The sequence below is a fragment of the Idiomarina seosinensis genome (genome assembly GCF_044797955.1).
Classification (GTDB): Bacteria; Pseudomonadota; Gammaproteobacteria; order Enterobacterales; family Alteromonadaceae; genus Idiomarina; species Idiomarina seosinensis_A.
The window spans coordinates 1358564-1376343 of sequence record NZ_CP085211.1; the positions used below are offsets into that span (position 1 = coordinate 1358564).

The window sequence follows — 17780 nt, forward strand, 5'->3', positions numbered from 1 at the left end:
GTCGGGACAGCTCAATCGATTACAGTGCGCCTTTCGCTTTCTCAACCAAAGCGGCAAAGCCGTTTTGATCATGAACTGCGATATCAGCCAGAATTTTACGATCGATTTCAATCGATGCTTTTTTCAGACCATTGATAAAGCGGCTGTACGACAAACCATTTTGACGGGCCGCAGCATTAATACGCACAATCCACAACTGACGGAATTGACGTTTTTTGTTGCGACGGTCACGGTAAGCGTATTGACCCGCTTTAGTAACTGCCTGAACCGCAACGCGATAAACGCGACTGCGTGCACCATAATAACCTTTCGCCTGCTTTAGGACTTTTTTGTGACGCGCTCTCGCGATTACACCACGTTTTACTCGTGCCATTTGCTATCTCCCCTTATGCGTACGGTAACATGCGAGCGACTAATTGAACGTCGGCCTCATGGACCATGTTCTTAGCGCGAAGCTGACGCTTACGCTTAGGGCTCTTTTTTGTCAAAATGTGACGCAAGTGAGATTGCTTGCACTTAAAACCACCTGAAGCAGTCTTTTTAAAGCGCTTTGCAGCGCCCTTGTTCGATTTCATTTTCGGCATGAAATAAAACTCCGCATTGTTGATAAAAGTGTGACAGGGTGAGCCTGACAATCAGACTACTTGTAAACCACAATCACTTCTTGATGGGTGCCAGAACCATAATCATCTGGCGCCCTTCGGCACGTCTTGGGAACGACTCAAGTGTTGAGATATCTTCCAAATCGTTTTTAACCCGATTCAGTAATTCAATACCCAACTCCTGGTGTGCCATTTCCCGGCCACGGAAACGAATAGTGACTTTGGTTTTGTCACCTCCCTCGAGGAAACGACGCAGGTTGCGCAGTTTTACCTGGTAGTCGCCCTCATCAGTTCCAGGCCGGAACTTAACTTCCTTTACCTGAATCTGTTTTTGCTTTTTCTTTTGTTCTTTTTGCTCTTTACTCTTTTCGAAGAGGAACTTACCGTAATCCATTAAGCGGCATACTGGTGGCTCCGCGTTCGGACTCATTTCCACCAAGTCAACGCCAGCTTCCGCTGCTGCGTTAAGAGCTTCGTTAATACTGACAACGCCAATCTGTTCGCCTTCGGTCCCGATTAAGCGAACCTCATCAACCTTAATTTCGTCGTTGATACGATTTTTATCTGCAGCTTTTTGAGTTCTTTTTCCGCCTTTAATGGTTTATTCCTCCATCTAATTTTTTAAATTTTGCGGGTCCGTACTTCGTCTTCAATACGTGCAATGAAATCAGCCAATGGGAGTTTACCCAAATCTTCACCACCACGAGTACGTACCGCAACCTCGCCTGCTTCGACTTCTTTATCGCCGACAACCAGCAAATAAGGGACGCGTTTAAGCGTATGCTCTCGGATCTTAAAGCCTATTTTCTCATTTCTCAAGTCGGCAGAGGCCCGAATTCCCTTTTTATTCAACGATTTTACCACATTTTTTACATAATCACTCTGATTATCCGTAATATTCATTAAGACAACCTGAGTTGGCGCCAGCCAAGTTGGAAAATGACCGGCATATTCCTCGATCAAAATACCCATAAAGCGCTCTAACGAACCCAAAATGGCGCGGTGGATCATAACCGGTGTATGGCGTCCGTTATCCTCACCTACGTAAGTGGCACCTAAACGCTCAGGCAGCGCGAAGTCCAGCTGAATCGTACCACATTGCCAGGCGCGGCCTAGACAATCAAACAAGGTGAATTCGATCTTCGGCCCATAAAATGCACCCTCACCCGGTAAGTAGTCAAAGTCGATGTCGTGGGTTTTAAGAGCATCCGCCAGGGCTTTCTCAGTCCGATCCCAGGTGGCATCTTCGCCCAGCCGTTTTTCTGGCCGCGTTGACAATTTTACGTCAATCTTTTCAAAACCAAAAGTGGCATAGGTTTCGTACACCATTTCGATGCATTTGGCGACTTCTGACTGCACCTGCTCTTCGGTACAAAAGACATGGGCGTCGTCCTGGGTAAAACCACGGACGCGCATCAGACCATGTAAAGCGCCCGACGGCTCGTTGCGGTGGCAACTGCCAAACTCTGCCATCCGCAAAGGCAAGTCCCGGTAGGACTTCAAGCCCTGGTTAAAAATTTGAACGTGGCCCGGGCAGTTCATTGGTTTAACCGCATACTCGCGATTTTCAGAGGCGGTTGTGAACATCAGCTCTGAGAATTTTTCCCAGTGTCCTGATTTTTCCCACAATACCCGATCCATCATCATCGGACCTTTGACTTCCTGGTAATCGTACTCACGCAGTTTTTCGCGAATATAATCTTCCAGTTCACGAAAAATTGTCCACCCATTATGGTGCCAGAAGACCATACCCGGCGCTTCTTCCTGCCAATGGAATAAGTCCTGGTTTTTACCAATTTTGCGGTGGTCACGTTTCTCCGCTTCTTCCAGGCGTTTTAAATGCGCTTTTAGCTGTTTTTTGTCAGCCCAGGCCGTCCCGTAGATGCGCTGCAGCATTTTATTATCGGGGTTACCGCGCCAGTATGCGCCTGACATTTTCATCACTTTAAAATGCTGGCAGAATTTCATGGTCGGAACATGCGGTCCCCGACACATATCAATATATTCTTCGTGATGATACAAAGCAGGCCGCGACTCAGTCGGGATGTTTTCGTCCAGAATCTCAATTTTATATGATTCATGACGCTCGGCAAAAGTTTCACGAGCTGTTTCCCAACTGACTTTATTTTTTACTACTGCGTATTCGGTTTTCGCCAGTTCCTTCATTCGCTTTTCAAGCTTATCTAAATCTTCTTGAGTGAAGGTATGATCAACGTCGATATCGTAATAAAAACCATTTTCGATCACCGGCCCAATAGCCATTTTGGCCTCAGGCCACAACTGCTTTACCGCATGCCCCATCAGATGGGCACAGGAATGACGAATGATATGCACACCGTCATCGTCTTTCGGTGTGACTATTTCGACATCAGCGTCGTGCTCGATTTTATCGCAGGCATCCGCCAGTTCACCATCAATGCGGCCGGCTACCGTGGCTTTTGCCAGGCCCGGGCCGATATCCATAGCGATATCCATAATTGAAACGGGCTGTTCAAATTCGCGTTGACTTCCGTCAGGGAGAGTAATTACAGGCATGAAACTTCCTATTCACCAGTGGTGACACCTACCAAGTGCCACGTGCGCTATTTTGGCTCCACTGCAAAAAAGCAGAACCTTACGAAATTATTGAGTTCGCTACTGTCGAACATCACGCGCTACTATAATCGACCCGCTATCTTTGGGCAACCATGTGACGCATCTCGTTAACGCCTTGCTGCCGGTTTCTTTGCAGATAAAACAAATGATTAGATTAATAAGCGTGATTACGCGCATAAATTACTGGCTGGCCCGGCTATTTTGTTTCTATAGTTAAGGCAACGTACACGCTTTCACAGGAGCCGGATATGTACGAGGAAGATCTTAACACAGTGGTCGTACGCTGCCCGAATTGTGGTCACACAACTCAACTGGAAATCGACAATTCAGCTGGTAATCAGGACTATCAGGACGAGTGTTCAGCCTGTGGGGATCTGATTCATGTGCAACTGCAGGTTGACGAGTTGCATAACAAAACCAAAGTTCATATCGAAGGCAACGACGGTTAACCCCGTTGCTTTAAAACACGCTCAACGGTTTCCACAATAGTGATGGTTTGCTGATCAAACTCAATGTTTAACGGTGTACCTGGCTGTGCCTGAGATAAATTTGTCAACCGTAAGGTTTCGGGTATCAGGTGCAGGCTAAAACGATTTTCTTTTACCTCGCCTATAGTCAGGCTTGCGCCATTAACCGCAATAAAGCCTTTAGCAAATAAATAGGGGGTAAAGTTTGCCGGCACTTCAATCCAACCCGCCCAGTTCGTGTCACTTTGTTCGACAGCAATCAAGGTCCCCTGACAATGGATGTGGCCGGACACGTGATGTCCGCCAATTTCATCCCCCGCTTTTAGCGAGCGTTCAAAGTTAACCTGGCTATTCTCGATTAACAGACCTAAATTGGTCAGGCGCAATGTTTCATCGATAACATCAAATTCAACCGTATCTGAACTCTGGTGAACCACCGTTAAACAACAACCGTTTATAGCAATACTGGCGCCAATATCTAAATCACGCAAAAATTGAGGTTCTACCTTCACTGTTAAATGGCGAAACTCATCCGAATCTTTGATATCACTAATCTGTGCCTGGGTTTGTACGATACCGGTAAACATAACAACACCTGAACGACAAGAGGAACTCGAATGCCTGGCAGTGTACTGAGAATTGTAAAAACTTACCAGTGTTTGCCACTATTACTGGCAGTTTTGGCCGGCTTAGTACTGACTGGCTGTTCGCAACCAGAAAACATCATCACCTCAGTGCATACACTCAATCAGCGAATTGCCAGCACACTTGATACTGATGCTGTACAGTTAAGCTACTCGCCTCGTCCGGCGCCCTTGCCCGCTGTCCGACAGCTGAAGCCTGCAGGGCAACCGGTCGGTATGAGCTTATTAACCAGCTTACGCCTGGGACACTGCAACGTGGGTCAGCAAATAGCTCAACGCAACAGCGCTCTGGGTCGATTAGAAGATGGGTTAATGCGTCTGCAGGGTGATATTAAACTGCTACAGGGCTTAAAAGAATGCATCAAACAGCCAAAATCTGCGCCTCTAGTCGATGAATTACAACGGGCAATTGAGGCCAAATCCCGGCAGCTTCAATTTGATACAGCCCACGCACTGGCAACGGATAAGGCCCTACGAAATGCCTTAGACATTGGCGCTGAACCCCTGCAAAAAGTGGATCCTGCAGCCTTTAACACCGCACTGGATGCTCTCACACAAATTGTTAACTGGCTGCAGCAACCCGGCCCACAGCCTCATCTGCACGAGTGGCGCGAACAACTGGCGCAATCCGACTACCTAAACCGCTTGAGTCGTTCAGTGGTATCCATGCGCCTGAAACTCCGGCAACTGCAGGCAGGGTTACCACCACTTACCCGGGCCACAGGTTGTGATAGTAAAGGGGTGCCTCAACGGGCTAAAGTCTTACGCAACGTTTTTATGCAGTTTTTTATTAATGATGTCCAGGCCGACTTAGCTCTGTTAACCACTCAGTTTCAACAATATCAGCCGTTGTTACGTCAACTCGCCGACATCAGTCCGCAGCCGGCATTGACGGGTTATCTGGTGCGCTTAAGCGAGCAGGGGCAACAGCTCAGCAAGGTTAGTAAAAGCTTTGTGCAGCCCTGGCAGGAATTTTTCGCCAACTGTGGCTTTACACCGGGTGAGGATTAGCTCTAATCTAGGGATAAAGCAACTGGTCGGACCGGAGCCAATCTACCATGGAAAAACCTCACACTACAGATGCTTACTGCGCACAAACCCATGAAGTGAAGAATCAGCCGCCGGCACTGGAAAATTACAACCTGTTTGCTGAAGATAAAGCTCTGCAAGAAGCCGTCCAGCGCGAAGGTGCTGGCTGGGCCGAACAGGACATAGCCCGGTTTGGTGCTGAATGCGGTTTAACAGAACGTATCCAGCTGGGCTTTGACGCTAATCGCCAAAAGCCAATACTTCACACCCACGATCGCTTTGGCCATCGCCTTGACCAGATAGAGTTTCATCCCAGTTATCACCAACTGATGGACATTGCCATTACTGAGAGTTTACATGCCAGCCCATGGCGGGAGCCCAAGAAAGGCGCCCACGTGGCGCGTGCTGCCAAATATTATTTGCATACCCAGGTCGAAGCAGCGCATGGCTGCCCAATCACTATGACATTTGCCTCGCTACCCGCTCTAATGCATCAAAAACAGTTATTTGACCTGTATGGCGGAAAAATCACTGCCCCCTATTACGACCCTGCTAATATCCCGGCAGAGCGTAAAAACGGCTTGACCGTAGGTATGGCGATGACTGAAAAGCAAGGCGGATCCGACGTACGCAGTAACACGACAAAAGCATATCCGATTGGAGAGCAAGGCCCGGCGCAAGCTTATGAGCTGGTTGGTCACAAATGGTTTGTATCTGCCCCAATGTGCGACTTATTCCTGGTGCTGGCACAAACATCGGCAGGTTTGTCCTGCTTCCTGGTTCCGCGGTGGCGTCCGGACGGCAGTAAAAACCCGGTCCAGATTCAACAACTGAAAGACAAAATGGGTAATGTTGCTAACGCTTCCAGCGAGTGTGAATTACGCGGCGCGCTGGGCTGGATGGTTGGCGAGGAAGGCCGTGGTGTTCGCACCATTATCGAGATGGTTGCTATGACGCGTTATGATTGCATGATTGGATCGTCCTCGGGCATCCGCCAGGCCAGTGTTCAGGCCCTGCATCACTGTCATTATCGGAGCGCCTTTGGCAACCAGCTCAGTGCGCAGCCGCTGATGCAAAATTTACTGGCTGACTTGGCACTGGAAAGCGAGGCGGCAATGACCCTAACTCTACGTATGTCCCGAGCCTTTGACAATCAAGACGATGAACATGAAAAGCTGTTCGCCCGTATTGCCACACCCATCGGCAAATACTGGATTTGTAAACGGGCTCCGAATCATGCCTATGAAGCCATGGAAGTGATTGGTGGTATGGGGGTCATGGAAACAACCATTATGCCGCGATTATTCCGCGAATCGCCAATTAATGCTATCTGGGAAGGCAGCGGCAACGTGCAGTGCCTGGACATTCTGCGGGCGATACAAAAAGAGCCAAAAGTGCTGGATGCTTATTTTGCTGAGCTTAGCAAGGCCCAGGGCCGTGACGAATGCCTTGATGCGTTTATTAACCAGTTGCGACGCGACTTTAAACAAACTCCGCAACAGGACTGGCAATATCATGCGCGCCAATTTGCCGATCGTATGGCGCTGGCTTTACAGGCTGCTTTATTATTACAATATGCGCCAGATTTTATCGCCTCAGGCTTTATTGCCGGGCGCTTAACACAACGCCAGCAGATGAATTACGGAAGCTTACCCCGGGGTATTAACGTCGCTGCCATCATCAAGCGGGCAACGCCAGCGATTAGTTGATAAAGAATAAGAAAAACCAGTAACTGTAGCGGCATACCACCCGCAATGGGTGAAAACTAGCCAGTCAGTTCTCCGGAGCATAAAAAACACTTGCGCCGGAGAACTGAAATGACTAATATAGCGCCCGTCTTCAACGACACTCGCTAAACAGTGCGTCCGTAGCTCAGTTGGTTAGAGCGCTGCCTTGACATGGCAGAGGTCGGTAGTTCGAGTCTACTCGGACGCACCACTTCCTGATAAAGCTCCACGAAAAAACTATTGGTAAGTCCGTGATGCGTTAACAATTTTTTGCGCTAATTCGGGACTTTTGCATTCATTAGCAATGTCACCCAGGGTTACGATACCAACAAGATCCTTGTTTTCGCGATCATTCAATACCAGTAAACGCTGGACCTGCTGTTCTGTCATATTTTGCAAGACAGACTCAATATCTTCGTCCTGGTAAGTATAAAGTACCCGTTCGGTAGCGATGCTTTTAGCGCTGTCATCCAGGCTCTTACCTTCAGCCACTACTCGTATCGCAATATCCCGATCGGTAATAACCCCGGTGACTTTGTTGGCGTCCGTTAGCGGCTCAAAACCGGTCTTATTATTTTTCATAGTAAGCGCGGCTTCACGAATCGTTACATTATCTTTTAAATATTGTGGTTGCGAAGTCATGACGTCTTTAGCTTGCATTATGACACCTCCGTTAACTGTTTTAAGTGACAAACATTAACCAAGGCCAGTTAGTGCAGTTAATGTCTGCCGGGTTCACTAACTAAGGCTAGTCAGCAACCAGCAATATTTCAAACCTGCACAGTTTTTCCCGGCTAAGAAAATATCAGATCTTCTGCAGGCGCCGGTCTGTGGTAATAAAACCCCTGACCACTGTCACAACCTAACTGTCTTAACACCGAAGCTTCCTGTTCCGATTCAACACCTTCGGCAACCACTGACAGGCCATATTGCTGGGCAACCAGGATCGTGTATTGCAACAACGACTGCTTTTTAGGCTCCAAATGTAAATTAGTAATTAAATGACGATCGATTTTGAGTTCATCAAGGGGCAACTCAAACATTGATAAAATCGATGAGTAACCACTGCCAAAGTCATCCAGTGCTATTTTTAAACCCAGCTGACGATACTTTTGCAATATGGCCAGAGTCTTAGGTAAATAAACACCTAACTCAGTTTCTAGAATCTCGAACGTTAAATGCGAAATCAGCTGCTTGTCATATTGCGCATAGTATTCCAGTAAACCTAGAAACTGCTCACTCATAACCTGTTTTGGGCTTAAGTTGATGCTCAGATGAGGTATTTTACCAAGCCGCTGTCCCTGCCTTAGATATTCTATGGCCTTGAACAACGCATATTCACCAAACGCCAGATCCAGCTCAGAACCGCAGATCAGGGGAATAAATGACTTAGGTGACAGCAAGCCTTTATCGGGGTGCTGCCAACGCATCAGTAACTCAAAGGAGTAAACTTCTCCGGTCTGAATTCTGTACTTAGGCTGCGCATACATGACAAACTCACTATTGCGTAAACCATCAGCAATAGCCCCCAACTCGTTAACTTTTACCTGTTCCTGCTGGTAAGCCTCAATATCAAAAATCTCTACCTGCGATTTACCCTTCGCTTTTGATTCAAAGGTTGCGCACTGGGCATAGTTAATTAATTTGACAGCCGATGTCGAGTGAGCCGGCGAAAAGGAAATCCCCGCGCTAAATTTGATATCTCCGGTCGAAACGGCACAGCTGAGCATGTCATTAATAACAGCTTGCAACGACTTTAATTTTTGATGAGATACGCTGCCAGTACTGTATAGCACAAATTGATCCGCCATCACCCGGCAGACATCCTTGACTAATGGGTGGTGAGCCAGTTTATGGTGCAATTCCGCTAAGAATTCATCTGCGTCAGCTAAATGATGGCGTTGGTGTTGCTGGAAATCATCGATATCAAAATAAATCACGACAACGGGCTCACCGGCGTCTATTTGCCGTTGTATTGTCTCGGATAACTGCTCGAGGTTCGGCTGAATGATACTCTGGGTATTGGATGTTAATAGGGACATTAGCTTAACCTCTCCCGCTCGAGTTCCAGCGTGCCATTTTACGATAAATCGTTGATGGGTTTACCTGTAATTTTTTTGCTGCCTCAGTGACGCTGTTACTGCTTTGCTCAAGAGCATTAGTAATCGCTTCTTTTTCGACCTTCCATAATGGCTTAACTGGCTCTTCTTGCACCGCCGGAATGTCTGACTTGGTTAACCTCTCGTCAGCATCAACTGCCACTGCATCAGCGTTATAATTTTTGACAAGCGAAAGCGGCAGCATAGTTGGGGTTACTTCGTCACCCTGGTTCATAATAACAATTTGCCGGATAACGTTTTCTAATTGTCTGACATTGCCGGGCCAATGATAATTTCTCAGTACCAACTCAGCGGCACTGGAAATACGGATAAAAGAGCTTCCCTCTTTTTTCGAAAACAGTTGCAGAAAATGGTGCGCCAAACGACTGATGTCGCTACCCCGCTCCCGCAAGGCCGGCATATGCATCGGGATTACGTTAAGCCGATAGAATAAATCCTCGCGAAAAGTCCCGCGTTCGATTTCTGGCTGCGGATCGCGGTTAGTGGCACAAACAAAACGCACATCAACCCTGACCGTGTGGTTTGAACCCACCGGGGTTATTTCATGGGTTTGAACAAATCGCAGGATTTTGCTCTGCAAGTCAACCGGCAGTTCTCCAATTTCATCAAGGAATAAGGTTCCTCCATTAGCCCGCAATGCGGCACCCTTGCGGTCGCCGATAGCACCGGTAAATGCACCTTTAACGTGGCCAAAAATTTCGCTCTCAATCAGCTCTCTTGGAATCGCGGCACAATTAATTGCAACAAAAGGGTTAAGCCCTCGCGCACTTTCGCGGTGAATGGCTTCTGCACACAACTCTTTGCCCGTTCCGCTCTCCCCGGTAATAAAAACTGGCGCATTACTTTTAGCGGCCGGCAAAATAGCAGCAAATAACTTCTGCATTACGGCTGATTCACCAACCATACCATTAAAATGCACAGCTTCCGCACCCGCATCATAGGCTGTTACCAACCGGTTTACCTGGTACTGTTTCAGGCAATTGGCAACGGTGACGTTTAGCCGGGTTCTGTCAACTGGCTTAGTCAGATAGTCATTGGCGCCGGCATTAATCGCATCGACGACGTCACTGGCCCGCTCTGACGAGGTAGCAATAATCACAGGTATTTGCGGCCGACGCCGCTGTAGCTGATTCATCAGCGCGATGCCTGACATATCAGGCAACCCAATATCGATGACACAGACCTCATAATCAGCCTGTTCAAATAAATCCAGGGCTTCGCTTGCGGTAGCAGCCACAATAACTTCATAGTGACCGGCTAAATAGTTTTCATAAATTAAGGCTGTCGACGGATTGTCTTCAACCAGCAGAACGCGGGCTTGTTCAGATTCAGTCATGATGTACTCTACTAAAAGTTCGGGCGCAGATATGCAATTAAAGTTCCAACTTTACTGTGCATGCCACATTAAGCGCTTATTGCAACTATTGGTGAAGTTATGAGCAGTTTTTCAAGTGGCACGCTTTGCTTTTTGCGATGACAATGCATTTTGCAATGCATTTTATTGCATTTTGCAACGTCAGGCCCGATTAATCTCGATTTCAGTCCCAAACCTGTGGCAAAATACCGATGGTATTAAAATTGCATAGGGCTGCGACCCGATAATCATGTTTTAGCTGTGGAATACCCATTGAAGACCTTTGTAATGAACAAACCGACTGATGATACTCAGCAACAATCACTGAAAAAGTGGTTATGGGTTGCCTTCCGGCAGCACGCATTAATTCCGATCATTCTCATCGAATCGGTTTTGTTGATGACTTATATCGCCACAAACCATATTACCACAGCTAAAACCAACGACGAGTTGCGCTCACTGGCTTTGACCGAGTCAAATCAGGTCGCCGATCGAGAAGCCGACATACTCAGCCAGCAGTTGCAGTCGGTTACTGAACATTTGCAAAGTTATACCGCCACCATTGGTGATGCCTTGCAGCATCCGGTTAGCGATGCAGAGCTGCAACGAATGCAACAACTAGAGCGCGGCAACGACGGACAGCTGTATTCGAAGTATGAAGGATTAGGCGATGATGCCGCTGTTTTCTATTCAGGAATAACCCCCGAAGCCGATCAGCAGCTGTCTCAAATAGCTCAGCTAAATCGCACAACCGCGCTAATGAAGTCTGTAACCCGGGTTAACCCTCTGATCCAGCAGGTGTACTTTAATACCAAAGACAGTCTAAATCACATTTATCCGCCGTTTGATACTGACACTCAGTATGAGAGCACCGTAGAAATACCCATTTTTAATTTTTATTATTTGGCGGATGCCGTCCATAATCCCTCCCGGCAGGATGTCTGGACCGAACTGTATCTCGATCCCGCCGGCAGCGGCTGGATGTTATCCAATATTGCGCCAGTTTATCTCAATCAGACACTGGCGGGCGTAGCCGGTATTGATATCACAATTGAAAATTTAATAACCCACATTCAGGAAACTGAAATTCCGTGGCATGGCTTTGCCACGCTGCTTGACCCCAATAACCAGTTTATTGCGATACCCAAGCGGGGTCAGAGCTTGTGGGATATGCATTTGCAAACCGCATCCGATCGGACCAAAGTCACCAGCAACACTTTGGCCAGTCAACAGTTTTCACTATCCTCAATACCCGGCAGCGATGACTTGTTAAACGCCATAAGCAGCGGTGAAACCGGCACCACTCATGCTGTCATTAACGATATCCCCGTTATAGTCAGCTGGAATACCGTGAAAGAAACTGACTGGAAAGTTCTTATTGTTATTGAAGAAAGCGAGCTTTATGCTGCTGCAGACGAATTAAAATCCTCTACCGATTTGGTGACCTGGTCTTTGTTAGCCGGCTTAATCCTTTTTTATCTGGTCTATTTCGTTTATATCCGGAACCGCGCCGCCAAATTATCCAGAGAATTATTGCGTCCAGTTAATGCATTAAAAAATATCGTTACCGCGGTAGGAAATCAGGAGTTCCACGAACAACAAAAGCCATCCTCGATTCGGGAATTTAATGAGATCGGCCGCCAGGTTAATAAAATCAGTCGTTCTCTCGACAATACCATTAAAGGTCTGTCAACATCAGAAACGCGGCTTCGTACGGCTCTGCAGGGTAGCGGCGACGTATTAATAACCGTTTATCCTGAACACAGTTTAATCCACGTTGACGATAACTTTTCTAAAATTGTTAACCAGACCGTTGCCAGCCCCATGACCATTGATGAATACGACCGCTTTATTCACCCGTCGGACATTGATGAGGTTCATGAAAAACGCCAGGATGCGTTGGAGAGCGGAGACCCGGTACAAATTGATTACCGTTTAACTAAAGCCGATGGCTCTCATGCCTGGGTTCAGTCCCGGGGGCAACGGGTATTAAGCGATGAGTTCGGTGGTTTTGCTCTGGTCGGGACACTAAGCGACATATCGGCGCGCAAAGAAGTGGAGCAAGTTTTACGCAAGGCTAAACAGGCATCCGATGAAGCAAACCGGGCAAAAAGTAAATTGCTCTCTTCGGTGACGCACGAATTAAGAACGCCGCTTACCGCAATTCTGGGTACGACAGAAATTATTAAGCTAAAGCTGCAACATCAGGAATTCGATCGCTACCTTGGCCGCATTGAGTCCTCAGCAGAGCTGTTACAACAGTTGATAGACGACTTGTTGACCAAAACTCAACTGGAGTCCGGCGCACTGGAAATAAGGATGCGCAGTATCAGTGCCAGTGCAATTGTTGCCCGCAGCATTGATCTAATTAAAAGCGCTCACCCTTTTGCAGAAAAGCGTCTGAATGTCGAACTCAACCATCCCGAGACGCTAATAAAAACCGACCCGCGGCGCGCTGTGCAGGTTGTGAATAACATTCTGAGCAATGCACTTAAGTATACAGATGACGACAAAATGATTACCGTACGAGGATATTTGACAGGCCCATGCTACTCTGTCGACATCATTGACTGTGGTCCGGGTATCCCTGAACAACAGCAACATTTGCTGTTCGAGCCGTTCGAACGGCTGGGCCAGGAAAATAGTGTTATTACCGGCACCGGATTAGGCTTAACCATCTGTAAAGATTTAGTTGAGCGAATGCAGGCTAACATTAGATATCGTACTGCCTCCACAGGGGGCAGCCACTTTACTGTCGACTTTCCGTTAATCAGCGACTGAGACTAAAGAAATGAGCACCGACCGAATTATGATTGTTGACGATAACCCCACTAACTTAATGGTGCTCGAAGAAATTGTGCACCTGTGTGGTTTTACCAATACTATCAGCGAGTGCGACCCAAAAGCCGCTCTGGATATTTTATCTTCCCTGTCATGCCACACGCTGTTACTGGACCAGAACATGCCACATTATACCGGCATTGAGTTTTATCAGCATTTAAAACGCAATGACGCACTGCCCGAACGGGTATTCATGATCAGTGCTCTTGATGATCCTGAGCTAAGAAACCAGGCTTTAGGCATCGGCTTCGATGGTTTTCTGCCCAAGCCCTATCGCTTTGCCGATATAAAGGCTCTGCTGAGTAACTAGTCAAGGAAATCCCGCAAAACAGCGGCTAACTGTTCTGATTCCTTTTTTAACTGCAGGATCAGAGATTGCTCAACCTGACCCGATTGGGCAGAGCGTTCAAGCTGCTGTGTTATTTTAAAAAGTCTCTGAAAATGCAGCTGTTGGCTGGGGCCTTTTAAAAAGTGGGCCAATTTGCGCACTTCTGCCAGGTCACTTTGCTGATATTTTTGCTCTATTTTACTTACCGTCTCCTGCAAATAACTGAGCACCGAATGAACTAACCGTTCAACAAAGTCGACATCGCCTTCAAAATCATCCAGACACTGGCTTTTTAACCACACTACTCCCATGATTTCATACCATAAGCAGGAAGGGTTAATGCTTTTTTTGGATGCTTTCCGGCCTCTGCCGTTAACCGGACAACATCGCTATGAACTTGATTTCTGAACTCAGCAAGTTCGAGCCATAATTTCATAAAAGCCTCAGGCGGTGCGGCTAAGCCCGATTCTTTATAGTCTTTTAATAACGGCGCTGCCGCCTGATAACCTTGTTTAATCCGTCGGCTTTGGCGTTTTTCAAACTCGGCTAATTGTTGTTTGTGCGCTGCGCTAATAACAGCATCTGATAAGCTGAAGTCACTGGCTAAAAAGTATTCACGAAATTCAGCCAGAGAGTGTTGCGAGGCATTCGTCCAGTGCTGCCAGTCGGCTTTATTTAAAACCGCACCGGAATCCGGGTCAACAATTATCACCGTGGGCGTTCCATAATAAATTGGCTCTCCCCAATGCTCAACTAAGCTGTAGCCCCCCTCAAAATAACCAATGTCAGCTAACTCTATCTGATATTTTTTATTAAGCTGTTCAGCCATAGCAGGCTGGGAAAATTGCTCAACCAAGGCTTTCGAGTCTCCGCACCAGTTAGCCCCCAACACTAACATCAATTTTTTACCCTTTGTTTTTGCCTTTTCCTGGGCCTGCTGAAGTTGATCAATCGTAGGCTGCTGACCGCGAAAGGCAAATTGCTCTGGCGCTGACCAGACCGCTGTAGAAAAGCATATTAATAACCCCACAATCACTCTTAATGTCATTTGAACTCCTTAGTTTGTACTCGGTTCCGTCCCTGTTTTTTGCCCTCATATAGAGCAGTATCAGCGCAGGACATCCACTTTTCGATGGGATCCTTTAAATGTCTTGCGCTGCAGACACCAAGGGTCACGGTCACCCGATAGTCCCGCTCTTCACCGTCAACAGTCATTTTTTCAATAGTCCGGCGAAGTTTTTCAGCAGCTACTTTAGCGCCGGCCAAATCAGTTTCGGGGAATAAGATAACAAACTCTTCTCCTCCCCAACGCGCCAGAATATCCTGCTGCCGTAAATGGCCCTGCATTTCTTTACTGAGGGCTCGTAACACCTGGTCGCCAACTTCGTGACCATAGCGATCATTAAACTGTTTAAAATGGTCGACATCAAGCAAAGCGATACTGACATCTCTGGGATTACGGCTGAATTGGCGTTGCAACATTTTAAATTGCTCGCTGAAACCCCGCCGATTAAGTAACTGAGTCAGATAATCGGTCTGCGATAGTGATCGCAGTCTTTCATTGGCTTCACTAAGCTCTCGGGTGCGTTGCCTTATTTCAAAATCAAGCCGTTCATTGACTTTTTCTAATGCACGGAAGCGTAGCTTATAAAGAAAGTAAGCAAGGAGTAGAACAAGGCTGACAACAAGCAACCACAGCCAAAAGCTCTGCCACCAGGGTCGTTCTATATGAATGAGGATTTCCAGCGGTTCTTCGCTGCGGCTTCCTAAGCTATTTTCACCCTCAATTTGCAATCGATAGTGTCCCGGTGGCAGTGTCGTAAAACGAACTATCCGACTGTTTCTCCAGTCACTCCACTGGGCATCCAGTCCGAGGATCCGATAGCGTCCCCTATTCAAGCTGGTGTCATGAAAGTCCATAACACTGTAGCTAATTTCGATGGAACGGTGGTCACTGGGCAGATTTATTTGCGGTTGGGTAAAGCTGTATTGATCAGTGGTATCGCGATTATTAATCATCACCCGGGTTAAGTTAACTGTCGGTGCAAACACATTAATTTTTAAATCTGCCGGCCGGGTCAGCGCAGCTCCCTTGACCGTACCAACGACTAATTGCCCGTTGCGGCTGAGTGCTGCAGCACCACGCAACATTTCAGCAGCGGGAAGGCCGTCATGCACGGTGAAATTTATGAGTTCATCACGTTCTTGCTGATAACGGGCAAGGCCACGGCTGGTGAGCAACCACAGGTCACCTTGCTGATCAGACTGAATGCCCACGACGCGGTCTGAGTTTAGCCCCTGTTGTTCAGACAGCCGGGTAGTTTGCTGAGTGCTGAAATCAATCTTCCAGGCGCCTTCGGTAGAACACAGCCACAAAGTATTTGGGCTATAGGATTCGGCACACAACATCGTGTCTTTGCCCGGTAATGTCAGTTCAGGCCCGCTGACTGAGCGCCACTGCTTGCTGCCAATAGGGCGATGATAAAGACCCGAGTATCGAGTAACAAAAAAGTCACCGACACCGGCTACCGCCGTTATGTCATAAATCCGATCGCCACGCAGCTCCGCATTGCCGTTAAACACCCACTCTGCAGTTCCGTTTTGTGGATCGTATTCAGCGAGGCCCAGACCCCAGAAGCCAAATAACAGAGAGCCATTGCTGCCCTCACCTATTGCTGTTATCGAGTTTTCCGTATTCAGCTGTTGTTTAACAAAGTTTACTTTTTTTAATGCATTGGGTGCTCGTTGCGAGGTCTTAAGCAATGTATCATCGGCCACTACCCAGGCGTTACTGTTGCTATCCAAAAATATCAGCGGGACGCGTTGCTGCTTTAACTCAGCCGGCAATTTCAGCTGCTGCCAATCATCCTGGCTGTCAGGCTGGTAAAATAAACCATCTGAGGTTCCCAGCCACAGTGCGCTATCCTCGCCATACTGAGCTGAATAAACTGAATAGGTTAACTGCGCCGAAAAATGTTCTGATTGTCGCCGAGCGTAGAAGATTCCCTGGTTCCTGGCGCCTATCCAGATAGAACCATTAGCGTCAAACTCAATGGCGCGGATATCGACCCCTGCCAGCAGATTCCATTGTCCCTGTTGGTCAATGTATTGACCGGTTGTCCGATTAACTTGATACAGCCCATCAGTTCCCCCGGCGTATATAATCGGCGAGTCTACGTCACTTGCATCAACTGCAAGCGTGTTAATTCGGGGGATTGACTGGTTTTCACCAGCAGCAAATTCAACAGCCCGCAAGGCTTGCTGCTTAGGGTCGAGGTAAAATACACCCTCATTGCTGCCCAGCCACAGTCGATCGCCAAAGCTGGCCACGGTGCGAATTTCATTAAGACGGTTGTCGCCGACCTGGTCAGGGTAGAGGTAGTATACCTGCCAGTCAGAAAAGTCGTCATTAAACTGGTAAAGCCCGCGTGAGGTTGCCGCCCACATTTTATCGTCATGTTCAGCTAAGCCCCAGATACGAAGACCATAAAGAGGATGGTTAACAGGTAAGCTCGCCAAGCGCCAATTGTCGTTATCGGTGCTTTTTTCGAGATAGTTAAGCCCACTAAGCGTGCCTACCCATAAACGGTCGGATTTTGCCTTGAAAAGCGTCTGTACCCGATTATCGCGAAGTGACTCAGAGCCACTCATTGTAGTGCTAAAATGTCTTACTTGTTGCTTTTTCGAGTTAAGGCTGACCAAACCCTGACCCCAGGTTGCCGCCCATAATGTCGTGTCATCAGTAATGGCAACAGCTGCATAGCTCACATGCTCCTGATCTCCGGTCAGCTGTTCTGAGAATACCCGGTAATCATAGCCGTCATAACGCAGGACACCGTCAGTATCGCTGGCAAACCACAGAAAGTTGCGTTGATCCCGATAGATATAGTAAACCGACGATTGTTGACCTGCTGTTTCATCAGCTACTCTGACAAAATCATTAAAAAGTGAAGGTTTTTTAGCATGGGCAAGCTGATTAATAACGGGTAACAGTACCAGGCAATAAAGGCACAACCACCCGGCTAATCGTAAATAGTGCATGCGTGTCTTTACTCAACAACAGGTTAAAAAGG

At 47.5% G+C, this 17780-nt stretch carries 16 protein-coding genes and 1 tRNA gene; 6 read left to right on the top strand and 11 right to left on the bottom strand.

What is annotated here, in order from left to right; genetic code table 11:
* Positions 1 to 19: 19 nt before the first annotated feature.
* The 4 genes from rplT to thrS form a co-directional block, all read right to left on the bottom strand.
* Entirely contained in the window at positions 20 to 373 is a 354-nt protein-coding gene (rplT, locus tag LG288_RS06490) for a 50S ribosomal protein L20 (RefSeq protein ID WP_011234642.1), read from the bottom strand.
* Between the two features lie 13 nt (positions 374 to 386).
* Positions 387 to 584 carry a 50S ribosomal protein L35 gene (gene rpmI / locus LG288_RS06495; RefSeq protein ID WP_404399312.1) on the bottom strand — a complete coding sequence of 66 codons (198 nt, stop codon included), beginning with the start codon at positions 582 to 584 and terminating at the stop codon, positions 387 to 389.
* Positions 585 to 657: 73 nt separating this feature from the next.
* A complete protein-coding gene (infC, locus tag LG288_RS06500) occupies positions 658 to 1200 on the bottom strand; it encodes a translation initiation factor IF-3 (RefSeq protein WP_404403050.1) in 543 nt (180 codons plus the stop codon).
* A gap of 23 nt (positions 1201 to 1223) precedes the next feature.
* Positions 1224 to 3137 carry a threonine--tRNA ligase gene (gene thrS / locus LG288_RS06505; protein WP_404399313.1) on the bottom strand — a complete coding sequence of 638 codons (1914 nt, stop codon included), beginning with the start codon at positions 3135 to 3137 and terminating at the stop codon, positions 1224 to 1226.
* A 308-nt stretch (positions 3138 to 3445) separates the two neighbouring features.
* On the opposite strand from thrS, the gene LG288_RS06510 reads away from it, so the two are divergent.
* A complete protein-coding gene (locus LG288_RS06510; protein ID WP_404399315.1) occupies positions 3446 to 3646 on the top strand; it encodes a CPXCG motif-containing cysteine-rich protein in 201 nt (66 codons plus the stop codon).
* Here LG288_RS06510 and LG288_RS06515 read toward each other — a convergent pair.
* The gene (locus LG288_RS06515; protein WP_404399316.1) at positions 3643 to 4251 is read right to left on the bottom strand and encodes a riboflavin synthase subunit alpha; all 609 of its coding nucleotides are present in this window, start codon (positions 4249 to 4251) and stop codon (positions 3643 to 3645) included. The two genes, LG288_RS06510 and LG288_RS06515, sit on opposite strands and share 4 nt — an antisense overlap.
* A 30-nt stretch (positions 4252 to 4281) precedes the next feature.
* Here LG288_RS06515 and LG288_RS06520 point away from each other — a divergent pair, with 30 nt between their 5' ends.
* From LG288_RS06520 to LG288_RS06530, 3 genes are all read left to right on the top strand, one after another.
* The gene (locus LG288_RS06520) at positions 4282 to 5319 is read left to right on the top strand and encodes a DUF3080 family protein (RefSeq protein ID WP_404399317.1); all 1038 of its coding nucleotides are present in this window, start codon (positions 4282 to 4284) and stop codon (positions 5317 to 5319) included.
* 47 nt (positions 5320 to 5366) lie between these two features.
* The gene (locus LG288_RS06525; protein ID WP_404399318.1) at positions 5367 to 7046 is read left to right on the top strand and encodes an isovaleryl-CoA dehydrogenase; all 1680 of its coding nucleotides are present in this window, start codon (positions 5367 to 5369) and stop codon (positions 7044 to 7046) included.
* Positions 7047 to 7198: 152 nt separating this feature from the next.
* Positions 7199 to 7275 (top strand) — tRNA-Val (locus tag LG288_RS06530).
* A 26-nt stretch (positions 7276 to 7301) separates the two neighbouring features.
* Here the strand turns inward: LG288_RS06530 and LG288_RS06535 are convergent.
* The 3 genes from LG288_RS06535 to LG288_RS06545 all read right to left on the bottom strand — a co-directional run bounded on the left by LG288_RS06535 (position 7302) and on the right by LG288_RS06545 (position 10520).
* Positions 7302 to 7724 (bottom strand): CBS domain-containing protein, encoded by a 423-nt coding sequence (locus tag LG288_RS06535; RefSeq protein WP_404399319.1) that lies wholly within the window; start codon positions 7722 to 7724, stop codon positions 7302 to 7304.
* A 134-nt stretch (positions 7725 to 7858) separates the two neighbouring features.
* Positions 7859 to 9106 (bottom strand): EAL domain-containing protein, encoded by a 1248-nt coding sequence (locus tag LG288_RS06540; RefSeq protein WP_404399320.1) that lies wholly within the window; start codon positions 9104 to 9106, stop codon positions 7859 to 7861.
* Between the two features lie 4 nt (positions 9107 to 9110).
* Positions 9111 to 10520, bottom strand: coding sequence for a sigma-54-dependent transcriptional regulator (locus LG288_RS06545; RefSeq protein ID WP_404399321.1), 1410 nt, complete (start codon positions 10518 to 10520; stop codon positions 9111 to 9113).
* Positions 10521 to 10826: 306 nt separating this feature from the next.
* On the opposite strand from LG288_RS06545, the gene LG288_RS06550 reads away from it, so the two are divergent.
* Positions 10827 to 13319: an ATP-binding protein gene (locus tag LG288_RS06550; protein WP_404399322.1), complete on the top strand. Its 2493-nt coding sequence runs from the start codon at positions 10827 to 10829 to the stop codon at positions 13317 to 13319.
* 10 nt (positions 13320 to 13329) lie between these two features.
* Positions 13330 to 13689 (top strand): response regulator, encoded by a 360-nt coding sequence (locus tag LG288_RS06555; protein WP_404399323.1) that lies wholly within the window; start codon positions 13330 to 13332, stop codon positions 13687 to 13689.
* Here LG288_RS06555 and LG288_RS06560 read toward each other — a convergent pair.
* Genes LG288_RS06560 through LG288_RS06570 form a run of 3 tightly spaced genes read right to left on the bottom strand, consistent with a single transcriptional unit; the run spans position 13686 to position 17748 of the window.
* Entirely contained in the window at positions 13686 to 14018 is a 333-nt protein-coding gene (locus tag LG288_RS06560) for an Hpt domain-containing protein (protein WP_404399324.1), read from the bottom strand. The two genes, LG288_RS06555 and LG288_RS06560, sit on opposite strands and share 4 nt — an antisense overlap.
* A complete protein-coding gene (locus LG288_RS06565; protein WP_404399325.1) occupies positions 14009 to 14755 on the bottom strand; it encodes a thioredoxin family protein in 747 nt (248 codons plus the stop codon). The genes LG288_RS06560 and LG288_RS06565 overlap by 10 nt, the downstream gene beginning before the upstream one ends.
* Positions 14752 to 17748, bottom strand: coding sequence for a diguanylate cyclase (locus LG288_RS06570; RefSeq protein WP_404399326.1), 2997 nt, complete (start codon positions 17746 to 17748; stop codon positions 14752 to 14754). Before LG288_RS06570 ends, LG288_RS06565 begins: the two co-directional genes overlap by 4 nt.
* Positions 17749 to 17780: the final 32 nt, after the last annotated feature.

Excerpts from the sequence above, each read along its gene's own strand:
- rpmI (WP_404399312.1), bottom strand. The coding sequence starts at position 584 with ATGCCGAAAATGAAATCGAACAAGGGCGCTGCAAAGCGCTTTAAAAAG.
- LG288_RS06570 (WP_404399326.1), bottom strand. The coding sequence starts at position 17,748 with ATGCACTATTTACGATTAGCCGGGTGGTTGTGCCTTTATTGCCTGGTA.
- LG288_RS06555 (WP_404399323.1), top strand. The coding sequence starts at position 13,330 with ATGAGCACCGACCGAATTATGATTGTTGACGATAACCCCACTAACTTA.
- LG288_RS06510 (WP_404399315.1), top strand. The coding sequence starts at position 3,446 with ATGTACGAGGAAGATCTTAACACAGTGGTCGTACGCTGCCCGAATTGT.
- LG288_RS06535 (WP_404399319.1), bottom strand. The coding sequence starts at position 7,724 with ATGCAAGCTAAAGACGTCATGACTTCGCAACCACAATATTTAAAAGAT.
- LG288_RS06545 (WP_404399321.1), bottom strand. The coding sequence starts at position 10,520 with ATGACTGAATCTGAACAAGCCCGCGTTCTGCTGGTTGAAGACAATCCG.
- thrS (WP_404399313.1), bottom strand. The coding sequence starts at position 3,137 with ATGCCTGTAATTACTCTCCCTGACGGAAGTCAACGCGAATTTGAACAG.
- LG288_RS06560 (WP_404399324.1), bottom strand. The coding sequence starts at position 14,018 with ATGGGAGTAGTGTGGTTAAAAAGCCAGTGTCTGGATGATTTTGAAGGC.
- LG288_RS06520 (WP_404399317.1), top strand. The coding sequence starts at position 4,282 with ATGCCTGGCAGTGTACTGAGAATTGTAAAAACTTACCAGTGTTTGCCA.
- LG288_RS06525 (WP_404399318.1), top strand. The coding sequence starts at position 5,367 with ATGGAAAAACCTCACACTACAGATGCTTACTGCGCACAAACCCATGAA.
- LG288_RS06565 (WP_404399325.1), bottom strand. The coding sequence starts at position 14,755 with ATGACATTAAGAGTGATTGTGGGGTTATTAATATGCTTTTCTACAGCG.
- rplT (WP_011234642.1), bottom strand. The coding sequence starts at position 373 with ATGGCACGAGTAAAACGTGGTGTAATCGCGAGAGCGCGTCACAAAAAA.
- LG288_RS06515 (WP_404399316.1), bottom strand. The coding sequence starts at position 4,251 with ATGTTTACCGGTATCGTACAAACCCAGGCACAGATTAGTGATATCAAA.
- LG288_RS06550 (WP_404399322.1), top strand. The coding sequence starts at position 10,827 with ATGAACAAACCGACTGATGATACTCAGCAACAATCACTGAAAAAGTGG.
- LG288_RS06540 (WP_404399320.1), bottom strand. The coding sequence starts at position 9,106 with ATGTCCCTATTAACATCCAATACCCAGAGTATCATTCAGCCGAACCTC.